Annotated in this window: 6 protein-coding genes and 1 riboswitch; of the genes, 2 read left to right on the top strand and 4 right to left on the bottom strand. The window is 37.5% G+C overall.

The genetic code is table 11. The annotated features are described in order from the left end of the window. The first annotated feature begins 226 nt into the window (after positions 1 to 226). Positions 227 to 1,732 (top strand): catalase, encoded by a 1,506-nt coding sequence (locus tag MHI22_RS17350; protein WP_036125644.1) that lies wholly within the window; start codon positions 227 to 229, stop codon positions 1,730 to 1,732. A 593-nt stretch (positions 1,733 to 2,325) separates the two neighbouring features. On the opposite strand, the gene thiC is transcribed toward MHI22_RS17350, so the two are convergent. The 4 genes from thiC to MHI22_RS17330 all read right to left on the bottom strand — a co-directional run bounded on the left by thiC (position 2,326) and on the right by MHI22_RS17330 (position 8,957). Further along, positions 2,326 to 4,104 (bottom strand): phosphomethylpyrimidine synthase ThiC, encoded by a 1,779-nt coding sequence (gene thiC, locus MHI22_RS17345; RefSeq protein WP_058845297.1) that lies wholly within the window; start codon positions 4,102 to 4,104, stop codon positions 2,326 to 2,328. A gap of 145 nt (positions 4,105 to 4,249) precedes the next feature. After that, positions 4,250 to 4,364: riboswitch (TPP riboswitch) on the bottom strand. 78 nt (positions 4,365 to 4,442) lie between these two features. Next, complete coding sequence (locus tag MHI22_RS17340; RefSeq protein WP_036125640.1) at positions 4,443 to 5,372, bottom strand: AEC family transporter; 930 nt, start codon at positions 5,370 to 5,372, stop codon at positions 4,443 to 4,445. Between the two features lie 111 nt (positions 5,373 to 5,483). After that, complete coding sequence (locus MHI22_RS17335) at positions 5,484 to 7,586, bottom strand: methyl-accepting chemotaxis protein (RefSeq protein ID WP_340812421.1); 2,103 nt, start codon at positions 7,584 to 7,586, stop codon at positions 5,484 to 5,486. 210 nt (positions 7,587 to 7,796) lie between these two features. After that, a complete protein-coding gene (locus tag MHI22_RS17330; protein WP_036125634.1) occupies positions 7,797 to 8,957 on the bottom strand; it encodes a response regulator in 1,161 nt (386 codons plus the stop codon). A gap of 121 nt (positions 8,958 to 9,078) precedes the next feature. Between MHI22_RS17330 and MHI22_RS17325 the strand changes: the two genes are divergently transcribed. Further along, on the top strand, positions 9,079 to 12,138 hold the full coding sequence (locus tag MHI22_RS17325; RefSeq protein WP_340812420.1) for a hybrid sensor histidine kinase/response regulator: 3,060 nt from the start codon (positions 9,079 to 9,081) through the stop codon (positions 12,136 to 12,138). The last annotated feature ends 357 nt before the right edge of the window (positions 12,139 to 12,495 follow it).

Here is a 12,495-nt window from a genome sequence, read left to right as displayed (position 1 = left end):
CATGTCATTTTCATACCTAATATTTTTTAAAAGGAGATTAGAAAAGTGAAATTCCTGGTGAAAACTATGTATAAAACGCCTTTCCTTGGCATATATTTATAGTTTATATTTAAATATAAAAATTCTTTAACGATAATAATTATAATGTACTAGCAATTCTATTTTATATTTGTTATAGTTATAGATGAAGAGTTTGACTTATATTTTTTTCAGGAGGTAAACTAATATGACAAACGCAAATGATCGTAGCCGTCGTTTTACAACAGCAGGTGGCGCTCCAGTAGTAAGTAACCATGACTCTATGTCAGCAGGTCCACGTGGTCCTCTTTTACTTCAAGATGTATGGTTAGTTGAAAAATTAGCAAATTTTAACCGTGAAGTAATTCCTGAACGTCGTATGCATGCTAAAGGCTCAGGTGCATTTGGTACTTTTACTGTAACGCATGATATTACTCAATATACAAAAGCGAAAATTTTCTCAGAGATTGGCAAGAAAACAGAAATGTTCGCACGTTTCTCAACAGTTGCTGGTGAGCGTGGTGCTGCAGATGCTGAGCGCGATATTCGTGGCTTCGCCCTTAAATTCTATACAGAAGAAGGAAACTGGGATCTAGTAGGGAACAATACACCTGTATTCTTCTTCCGCGACCCATTACACTTTACAGATTTAAACCATGTCGTTAAACGTGATCCACGTACAAATATGAAAAACGCTAACTCCAACTGGGATTTCTGGACTCTATTACCTGAAGCGCTTCACCAAGTGACAATTGTAATGTCTGACCGTGGTATTCCAGCTGGTTACCGCAATATGCATGGATTTGGTTCTCATACGTATAGCTTTATCAATGCTGAAAATGAGCGTGTATGGGTTAAATTCCATTTCCGTACAGAGCAAGGTATTAAAAACTTAACAGGTGCTGAAGCTACTGAAGTTATCGGTCAAGATCGTGAATCTTCACAACGTGATCTATATGAAGCTATTGAAAAAGGCGATTTCCCTAAATGGAAAATGTATATTCAGGTTATGACAGAGGAGCAAGCTCGTGAGCTTCCATACAACCCATTTGACTTAACAAAAGTATGGTATAAAAAAGACTTCCCATTAATTCCTGTCGGTGAGTTCGAGTTAAATAAAAATCCGGATAACTACTTTGCAGAAGTTGAACAAGCTGCATTCGCACCATCTAACATTATTCCTGGTATTAGCTTCTCACCAGATAAAATGTTACAAGGTCGTATCTTTGCATACGCAGATGCACAACGCTATCGCCTAGGTGTAAACCACTATATGCTGCCAGTTAACGCACCGAAATGTCCATTCCGTACCTTCCATCGTGATGGTGCAATGCGCTTTGACGGCAACCTCGGTTCTACATTAGGCTATGAACCAAATAGCTATGGTGAATGGGAGCATAATCTAGACCATAAAGAGCCTGAATTACGCATTGATGGTCATGCAGGTATTCACGACTTCCGTGAAGATGATAACAATTACTTTGAGCAACCAGGTAAACTGTTCCGTTTAATGACTACAGAAGAGCAACAACGTCTATTTGAAAATACAGCGAATGATATGGCTTCTGTTGAAGAATTCATCAAACGCCGTCACATCCTTCACTGCTATTTAGCTGACCCAGCATATGGTGAGGGTGTCGCAAAAGCGATGGGTCTTTCGTTAGAAGGTATGGACCTTACAAACCCATATGTAAAACAACCAACTAACGTTTAATAGTCCACTTATTATTGATATCCAAATTCAACTTTTACTCCATGTGAATCTGTCATTCACATGGAGCTTTTTTATGATTAGAAAAGGCTTATGTCTATACTTTGACATAAGCCTTCCTTAGTGTTGAAAAACAAAACAGTCAATTGAAAGGGAGAAATGGATTTCCGTTGCAGGCTACTTGCTTTCCACTCCAGCCCACAAAAGTGTTACCTTTTTAGCGAAATTTTCAAATAAAGTGAAGGTGTTCACTACTTTTTATGAAGAGGTGTTGTCACGCATCACTTCTCCATATTAAAAATAAGAGTTTATCCCCTCTAAGAATACAGATAATGGGCTATTTGATTGCTATACTACTATGAAAAAAGTAAAGACACTTTGCAGAATGGTTGATTGGAGTGGAGCCAGCGTCACAGATGAGACCCTGGAGCGAGCGTAAGTGAGTGAAGTGGCTCATCGGACGCCCCCTGGAAAGGGCGCTGGCGGAACGGAAATCAACCTCTCACCTTGCAAATTTGCTTTTTCTGCCGTTGACATCATCTTTTTTCAACAACATGAAAGGCTTATGTCTATACTTTGACATAAGCCTTCCTTCATTATTGATAAATCTGACTCCCCGCTTTTTTAAACTCCTCTGCCTTTTCCTGCATACCTTGATGAATAGCTTCAGTCGTATTTAAATCTTTTTCTTTAGCATAATTACGAATATCCTGTGAGATTCTCATACTACAGAATTTAGGGCCACACATTGAGCAAAAGTGCGCTGTTTTTGCCCCCTCTGCTGGAAGCGTTTCGTCATGATATTCAACCGCACGTTCTGGATCTAATGATAGATTGAATTGATCACGCCAGCGGAATTCAAAGCGTGCTTTTGACAATGCATCATCCCGTTGTTGTGCACCTGGGTGTCCTTTCGCTAAATCAGCTGCATGGGCAGCAATCTTATAAGTAATAACTCCTACTCGAACATCCTCACGATTAGGTAAGCCAAGATGCTCCTTCGGTGTCACATAGCAGAGCATCGCTGTACCAAACCAGCCAATCATCGCTGCACCAATAGCTGAGGTAATATGGTCATATCCTGGCGCAATATCTGTTGTTAATGGGCCCAATGTATAGAAAGGCGCTTCCTTACAAACTTCTAATTGCTTGTCCATATTCTCCTTTATCAAATGCATCGGTACATGACCTGGCCCCTCTACCATCACCTGAACATCATGCTTCCAAGCGATTTGTGTTAATTCACCCAGCGTTTCAAGCTCTGCAAATTGGGCCTCATCATTGGCATCTGCAATGGAACCTGGGCGTAAGCCATCTCCTAAAGAAAAAGCAACATCATATGTCTTCATAATTTCACAGATTTCCTCAAAATGTGTATAAAGGAAATTCTCTTGATGATGAAATAAACACCACTGTGCCATAATTGAACCACCACGTGACACAATGCCTGTTACACGATTTGCTGTAAGAGGTACATAGCGTAAAAGAACACCCGCATGTATCGTGAAATAATCAACCCCCTGCTCTGCTTGCTCAATGAGCGTATCACGATAAACTTCCCACGTTAAATCCTCGGCTATGCCATTTACTTTTTCTAAAGCCTGATAAATGGGCACCGTTCCCACTGGCACTGCAGCATTTCGAATAATCCATTCTCTCGTTGTATGAATATGTTTACCAGTCGAGAGATCCATAATATTATCGGCACCCCAGCGTGTAGCCCATGTCATTTTCTCAACTTCTTCTGCTATTGACGACGACACCGCGGAATTTCCAATGTTTGCATTGATTTTCACATGGAAGTTACGACCAATAATCATCGGCTCTGCCTCAGGGTGATTAATATTAGAAGGCATAATAGCCCGACCTGCTGCAATTTCTGAACGAACAAATTCAGGATCCATGTTTTCACGTATCGCCACAAACTCCATTTCCGGCGTTATCATTCCATTTCGTGCATAGTGAAGCTGTGTTACATTTTTACCCCTTTTTGCACGTAAAGGCTTCCGCTCCAATTCAGGGAAAACATTTTCTTGAATGCGCGGATCATCAACACGACGAAAACCGTTATCCTCAGGTTTAATCGTACGCCCCTCATATTCCTCAACATCTCCTCTTTCTTCTATCCATGCACGTCGCAAAGTAGGCAGACCCTTTGTAATATCAATGTGATAATTCGGATCTGTGTATGGACCACTCGTATCATATACTCGAATAGGGGCATTTTTTTCATCCCCAAAGCTACCAGTCGTTGGGCTTAATGCGATTTCACGCATAGGTACTAAAATATCTGGACGTGATCCTTCCACATACACTTTTTTGCTTCCTTCAAAGCTAGACATAATCGTAATGTTCTTTTCACTAACTACTGACATGAGCTACTTCTCTCCCTTAAATGTAATTTGATACAAGGACCGAAAATCTAGCTCACTCCAACAAATAAAGAAAGGCCGAATCCAAAATATTTTTTTGGATCCGGCCATGAATGTAAAGGTCTAGTAATTGCACACGACATACGATGCAATAGCTTCTTAACTTTCCCACGCTGGTATGAGCCAGATCAGGTCCAAAGGGTCAAGAAACTTCTAAGCGTTTCCCTCTCAGCCTGACTCATCAGACTCCCCTAGTTAATACTATTTAGTTTGATGCTAGTGTAGCAGATATTTCTAAGAGATGGAAGTTTTCCATTCAATATTTTAAAATTTTCATCCAACTAAGTAAATAATACTTCCGCAAGATAAATCACGATCGTTACTGTTAGACAGCTCACAATGGTTGAAAATAAAACAGTTTGCGCAGCTGTAGCTGATTCCACATCGTATTCTAATGCTAGACTAGAGCTATTGCGAGATGTTGGGAAGGCACTGGCTATAAACAGAGATTGTGCGACAACTCCATCTAACCCCAATACATAAATAATGACCAATGCTACAGCTGGTCCGATAACTAATCTTGTAAAACAGCTAACAAAAACAGTTTTATTAAACATAGATTTGATTTCAAGCTGTGATAATTGTGCGCCTAATGTAATTAAGGCTACAGCAATAAATCCATCTGCGACATGCTCTACAGGTATTTTGATAAACTGCGGTATACCAATATTAAAATAGTTCATAGCGACACCAATAATTAGCGCATGAATAATGGGCATTTTAAAGAAATCTTTGATGATTGTCATACCCGATTTCGTAGAGGAAATTAAATTGTACAAACCATATGTATAAGTTGTCATATTTTGAAATATAACGAGCATGACCTGAATGGCTACACCAATAGGTTGTGTTACAAAAATCATTTGGGCCACTGGAATACCATAATTTCCAGAGTTAATGAGCACAACACTATTTTTAAAGACGGCTGCCTCCGTTTTGGCCAAACCAAGCCCTTTCGCTAAAAAATGACTGAGTATCATTTGACTCCCAATAAAAAGCACAATAAATAACCCGACTTCTCCCAGAACAGACAGCTCTACACGTGTTTCATATAAATTCACAAAAACAGCGGCTGGCATAAAGCAATATGTAATAAGCTGAGACAATGCTTTTAAGTTAAAACGAAATTTCTTTTGTAGTATAGCGCCAAGTACAAGCAACACTAAAATAGGTGCAACAATTTGAAAGAAAATCATTCCGAGATACATCATATTGATGACCCCCTTCCCTTCATTATAGTAGTGCTGAATGGCTAACAGGTCAATGTCTCTTCCCTTCACCATTAAGAAAGACTGCCTATATATTTTAGGCAGCCTTTTTCTTTACGCTAGCTTAAATCGATTTACGACTTCTTGCAGTTCATTTGATATATCATTCATATTTTGAATAGACTCTGCTACTTTTAGTAACTCTGCTTGTTGATCCATTGCAGAAGCACTTACTTGTTCAGCAGAGGCAGCTGTTTCCTCTGAAATAGCAGATATACTTTGAATAGCCATAATTGCTTGATCTTTATGCTCTAACATACTAGATAACTTACTCATTAGTTCACTAATGGAAGCTGCAATTGAACGTGACAAGTCACTGCTATCTTTAAAGGCCATTTGTGTGCTTTGTACGGACTCATTTTGAGAATGCATTAAATCTGCATTCGAAGCAATAACAGCTACTGTCTGTTGGGAATTTTCGAGAATACTTTCTACCGTACTCTTAATAATTTCTGTTTCATTTTTAGATTGCTCTGCTAGCTTTCTTACTTCCTCTGCTACTACCGCAAACCCTTTTCCATGTTCGCCAGCACGAGCTGCCTCAATACTTGCATTTAAAGCTAACAGATTCGTTTGCTCTGTAATGCTTTGAATAGAAGCGATGATTTGATTAATATTGGCAATGTTAGAAGCTAATGATTCCATTTGCTGTTGAATACGCCCATTCATCTCATTTGTTTCTATATTATGTTCACGTAAACTATTAACCTCATGCAATCCCTTTTCTGTCGTTGCACTTGTTTTATGAGATAGCTCATCCATCTCATTGGATAGTGACGTAATGGCATCAATCTGATCAGATAGATCCATCATTCGATAATTGGTTTCTTCAGTATCCTCTGATTGCTTCGATGCACCTTGTGCAATTTCATTGATTGCTACTGAAACCTCTTGACTTGAAGCTACTATTTCATTAAAGACCTCATGCACTTGATTAGAAGATTGGTTCAATAATGTCGTAGAATTTAGCACTGTTTGTATTGCACTATTGGTTTTATCCAGCATATTATTATAAGCCAGTGCAACTGCACCAATCTCATCAGACTTAATATATTTCTCCTCTACTCTTTGTGTTAAATCCCCTTCTGCAGCTGTTTCAATGGATGCACGCAAAAATTGGAGTGGCTTTAACTGTTTGTAAATGAATAGCACACTTGCAACTGTCATCAAAACAACCATAATAATAGAAGAAATAATTGTAAATACAAAGACGTGGTTGTATGTCTCTAGAATTTTTGATTCAGGCAATACAATTTGAACAGTCCACGTCTCGTCAATATCCTCTAAAATCATTGGGGCAAATACATTAAATGCCTTTTCCTTAAACTGTTTAGAATCAACGTACATACTTGTAAGCTCATCATTTTCCATGGTCTTACTAATACTTGTCCAAGCTGGGTCCTCTTGCATATTGCGCCCATCTAGCTCTTCACCAAAACTGTTGGCTGTCAGTACACCCTTATTCGTAATAATGCCCGCATAACCACCCTCTGGTGCAACAGATTCTGTTAATCCATTTAAAAAATCTATCGATACATCCGCCGTCAATACACCAAAAAACGATCCAGAAGCATTGACTAACGGCACTGAAATGGTTGTCATTAATACGTTCTTTCCATTTACATTGTAATCATACGGCTCCGTTAAAACTGCGCGTCCGTCTTCTTTTGGCACCCAGTACCATTCAGAAACACTTTTATCATCGACCCCTTCAATTAAAGTGGTGCTGATCTTATTATCATCTTTGCTTAGGTATGGTCCAAAACGTTTTTTGGAATCGACTAAAGTAGCCTCTGCATTTGCATCTAACATAATAGAACCCTGCTCAAAGATTGCTCCAACACCAAGTAAATCATCATTGTTAGCTAGATTATTTTCCATAATGTCTAAGACACCCTTGGAAGATAAAGCATTATTCTTCTGCATGCTTTCAATGATTTGCTTTGTTGTTTGCAATGCCGTATTTGCTTTCTTGAAACGTTCACTCATAATAGCAGCCGAAGATTCAGCAGCCTGCACCGTTGCATATTCTGAGTCTTCCACACTTTGATTTTTTATAATAATTCCCGTTGTCACTGTATAGGATAAAAATAAAACTAGAAATAATCCTATAATTAGGGAAGATAGTTTTAATGCAATACCTTTAGATTTTTTCATAACTAACACCCCACTTTTATAATAATGATAAAGGATGAAAGGTTGTATCACAATAAAATATTTAGCGAATAAAGTAGAATTTTACAGAGTTATAGAGAGAAATATGGACAAATCTACAACCAATATACATTTTTTAATAAGGGTCTTATGAACTATTAAAAACAAAAAGCTCTGTCTATGACAGAGCCTCTCATAACAAAATCATGTAGTTTAACTAAAGGTTTGAGCATGAGGCATAGCATTTGCTTGTTTCCAGCTTTCATACCAACTCTCAATTTCCTCGCTTGGTTCCACTGCCAAATGCTCCTGAAGCATTTTTTTTAATAACCAGTATTGCTCCTCAACAGCAGCTGTATTATTTAGAAGATCGTATAGCTTCATTAAAGTGAAGTAGTTTTCCTCTGCATCAGAAAAAAGTGCCTGGACTTTTTCCTGTACCTTTACTGCAGCCATGTAGTTCTCATTTTTTATGTAAAACTCGCTTAGCTGATGAGCATGGTGTAACCACAATCTCCTTAAGCGCTCTCGCTCACTTTCCGCCCATAGATAATCGCAATCTCCTAAATAATCACCTGTATACATTTGGAATACTTTTTCATGTTCATCAACTGATGTCTCTTGTAATGGGGGTAATGATTTTAAACAGGACAGCCACTGTTCTACATCCACTACAACATTTTCAACTAAGAGCTTATAGCCAGAATTCAGCAAAGGGCTTGAAATTTGCACACCATCCATTCCATAATTTTTTAATGTTTGACGGATTGTATAGATAGCTGTATAAAGCTGTTTAGATGCTTTATCGATATCAGACTCCGGCCAAAATAATTCTAAAATCGTATCACGATAAATCATTTCATCACGGTGATTTAGCATGAAGGCAAATAGCTCTTTGGCTTTAGATGTACGCCATTTCATGAGCTGTGTATGACCATCTGGTGTAACAACATTAAGACCGCCAAAAAGCTTAATAATTGTATGTTTAGGCGGAACTTTTTTATGTTTATTATTTATGTGTTCTAGACGTTCTAAGGTCTTTTCTAAACGAACATTTTGTACAGGCTTTAATAAGTAATCAATAGCATGTAGATTAAATGCATCTATTGCGTATTGATCAAACCCTGTTGTAAAAACGATTTCTACATCGGGCAATAACTCTTGAATTTTTTCCCCTAATGCTAAACCATCCAAATCAGGCATCACGATATCTAAAAATACAGCATTTGGCTGTAGCGTTTGGATCTCTTCAATTGCTTTTAGAGAATCGGTGTATTCTCCTACTATTTCAATTTCCGGGACATTACTTTTTTCAAGTAAGGTTTTCAGTCTCGTTAATGGTAAAATTTCATCATCTACTAGCACGATTCTCACATTGACCCCTCCTAAAAAACTATTCCTTTACTTATTATCGTATAATTATTAAAAGAATTGATAGAATAACCATTACTTTTGAAGGAGAAATAACTCTATTTGTTGAAATCTATTATTTATGATGAAAAAGAAAATACTTTCCAAAAATTTTACTATTTTTCTAATTGCCGGGTTATTCTTTTGTTTTCTAACTTTGATACGCTTCACTTGGATGAATTTCACAAATATTTCAACAGGGATCGATGCTATCCAAGGGACTGTTAATTTAAGAAATATTGATACAAGCCATAATTTTATAATTAAGCTACAAAAGGAATGGGAATTCTACCCTAATATCCTTCTTGCTTCAGAAAATACCCAATCAGTGGAACAACATAAAGTTTATACAAATCAACCAGAATCTTGGGATCAGTATTTTCAACATAATGATGAGGTTCATTATGGTTCTTATCGTTTAAAAATTCTCAAAGAACACACTGCACCTCAGATGTATGGCATTACGATTCCTGAAGGTTTAGCTCCCTATGAGCTTTACATAGATGGTCAATTCATTGGTGGACTAGGGAATCTTACAGCGGATTATACTCAAACGGCTCCTATTGGCAGACCTGTAACCCATTATTTTACGCTTACTACTAATGAAAGCGAAATTATTATCCAAGGTGTTCAAACAAACCCATATGTACAAGGCGGGTTTCAAAAAGAAATTATTTTTGGCGATTTGCACTCTATGGAACAATCAAAAACCTTTTCCATTACAACTCAAATGGCGGTTTGCTTAGTCTTTATTTTTTATCTATTATTTACGATTCTACTTTGGATTATCGGTATTCGGGATAAATCTCTTCTTTATTTTGCCTTGATTATTGTTTCAACCTGTGTAACCGTACTCGTTTCTAGCAATAAAATTTTATTTAGCTACATACCTATCAATTGGATTTGGGCAAACAAATTATTTTATTTTTCTTATATTAACAATATGATGTTTTTCGTTTTGTTCCTACGTGAATTGATGAAGGAATACGCTAAGCCTAAAATATTAACGATTGTTCCTTTGCTATGTGCTACCTATTTATTATTTATTGTAGTAACCCCGATAGAATACATTTTTAAAACAAAAATGATATTCATAATACTTTTCATCGTCTCACCTATTATTATAACGATTTTCACATTGTCTATCGTGATAAAAGGTCAAAAAGGCGTAATATTTTTATTATTAACAGGGACAGCAGTAGTCACTAATTCATTATTTTTCTCTATAAGACAAAATGCTACACTACCTTATAGTCATTATCCTTTTGATTTATTAATTGGTATAACGGCATTATCCGCATTTTGGTTTACACGCTATTTTCAATCAACCTTACAAACTGAACAGCTTTCTGTGAAATTACAAAAAGAAATAAGTACAAAGGATGATTTTCTAGCAAATACCTCTCATGAGCTGCGAAACCCTTTGCACGGCATGATGAGCATCGCCCAAACTTTGTTAGCAAAACAGGAAACTAAAGAAGATCAAAGTGATTTAAAACTATTGGTAAGAATCGGCAATCACATGACCCATATGCTAGATGATTTATTAGATCTAGTAAAGCTAAAAGAAAAAACGCTTCGACTGCAGCCCAAACCTTTGAATGCTTATAATCTCGCAAGTGGGGTTAGCAATATGTTTCGTTTTATGCTGAAAGGAAAACCAATTGAGCTTATCATACGGATACCTACTAATTCACCTTTTGTGTTAGCAGATGAGACACGATTAATTCAAATTTTTGCCAACTTAATTCATAATGCCATTAAATTTACAGAGCAGGGCTCCATTACGATTGATGCCGAAGTGGTTGGTAAAAAATTATATATTTCCGTTACAGATACAGGAATTGGCATTGAAAAGGATATGCAAGAAAGAATATTCGACCCTTATGAGCAAGTTGATTCAACAATGACGTCGGTAAGTGGGGGCCTCGGATTAGGCTTAAGTATTTGCCAAGAGCTTATATCTTTGCACGGTGGGACAATATCGTTGACTTCCACTCTTGGGGAAGGCTCATCCTTTACGTTCTCCTTACCCATAGCAAAGACACAAACAGTGGAATACAGTGACTCCACTACTGAAATGGATACAACATTATTAAAATTTACGTCATTGTTAAATGATTTATCGCAAATGAAAGAAAGCTTTGCCGCTTCCACTGAAGAAACTACTTTGGTGACCAGTCAGGCAAGAATTCTTGTCGTGGATGATGATGCTGTAAACTTACAAGTTCTCGTGAATGCATTTTCGACTGAACCCTTTGAAATTGAAACAGCTTTAAGTGGGACCGAAGCTCTTAGAAAACTACAAGAGAGTAGCTTTGATTTAGTTATTTCCGACATTATGATGCCGCATATGTCTGGCTATGAATTGGCAAAGTACATTCGTGAAAAATTCTCAATTTCAGAGCTGCCCATATTATTTTTAACAGCTCGACAGCAAAGTGAAGATATTCGACTCGCCTTTTTAAGTGGAGCAAATGACTACATTAGGAAACCAATGGAATACATGGAGCTTAAATCACGTGTTCAAGCACTCATTCAGATGAAGCAATCTAGTGAGGAACGTCTTCGCATTGAAGCTGCATGGCTCCAAGCACAAATTCAACCTCACTTTTTCTTCAATACACTGAATTCTATTATTTCTTTAAATGGAGTAGATGATGAAAAAATGGAGGAATTACTACTGGCCTTTAGTGATTACCTACAAATGAGTTTCGATTTCCAAAATGTCGATTTAGTCGTGCCTATCGACTATGAATTAAAGCTTGTACGCGCCTATATTGCAATTGAACAAATTCGCTTTGGTGACAGGATACGAGTTGTGTGGAATATTCCTAATCAGATGAGTCTGTTTGTTCCTCCACTGTCGTTACAAACCTTGGTCGAAAATGCTATCCAGCATGGTATTTTACCTCGTCGAGAGGGTGGTACTGTGACCATCTGCATCAAAGAGATGGAGAAGCTTTTTACAATAGCCATTTCTGATAACGGTGTTGGCTTTGAACATAGGATACCTGAAAAGAAAACAAGCGTAGGTCTTGTCAATACGGAACAACGTCTAAAGCAATTATTTGGCGTGGAATTAACGATAAACAGTGTCATTGATCAAGGCACAACCATCGCCTTCTCCATTCCAAAAACTTAAAGGCGAATGATGTCGTTCTAACCGCCAGTTTGGAAGCTGAATCCGTCACTTTATGAGCTCTATTCATCTCTTCCAGAAATCCTATCCATTGCACGAACAAAAAAGACTAGGCTTACAAAAGAAGCCTAGTCTTTCTTGGTTTGCTTACAGTTTAAGACATTGACAAGATTACATAAAATAGCTTACTACATGGTACTGAACAAATCCTGAACATCCTTGTATTTTTCATGTATCACATTCGTAACTTTTGACTGTTCAGCTGCTTAATTTTCTTTTCTGCTTAGTTTGCTTGTAACCGTTCCCTTCTTGGCTCTCTATCTACTGTTAATCTGTTCAATGTCTACATACCACCCAAAT

Origin of the sequence: Lysinibacillus sp. FSL L8-0312 (assembly GCF_038003285.1) — a bacterium.
In the GTDB taxonomy this organism is placed as follows: Bacteria; Bacillota; Bacilli; order Bacillales_A; family Planococcaceae; genus Lysinibacillus; species Lysinibacillus fusiformis_D.
This window is presented reverse-complemented; position numbering and strand designations above follow the sequence as displayed.

Coding starts and splice junctions, on each gene's coding strand:
- MHI22_RS17335 (WP_340812421.1), bottom strand. CDS start 7,586: ATGAAAAAATCTAAAGGTATTGCATTAAAACTATCTTCCCTAATTATA.
- MHI22_RS17350 (WP_036125644.1), top strand. CDS start 227: ATGACAAACGCAAATGATCGTAGCCGTCGTTTTACAACAGCAGGTGGC.
- thiC (WP_058845297.1), bottom strand. CDS start 4,104: ATGTCAGTAGTTAGTGAAAAGAACATTACGATTATGTCTAGCTTTGAA.
- MHI22_RS17340 (WP_036125640.1), bottom strand. CDS start 5,372: ATGATGTATCTCGGAATGATTTTCTTTCAAATTGTTGCACCTATTTTA.
- MHI22_RS17325 (WP_340812420.1), top strand. CDS start 9,079: ATGAAAAAGAAAATACTTTCCAAAAATTTTACTATTTTTCTAATTGCC.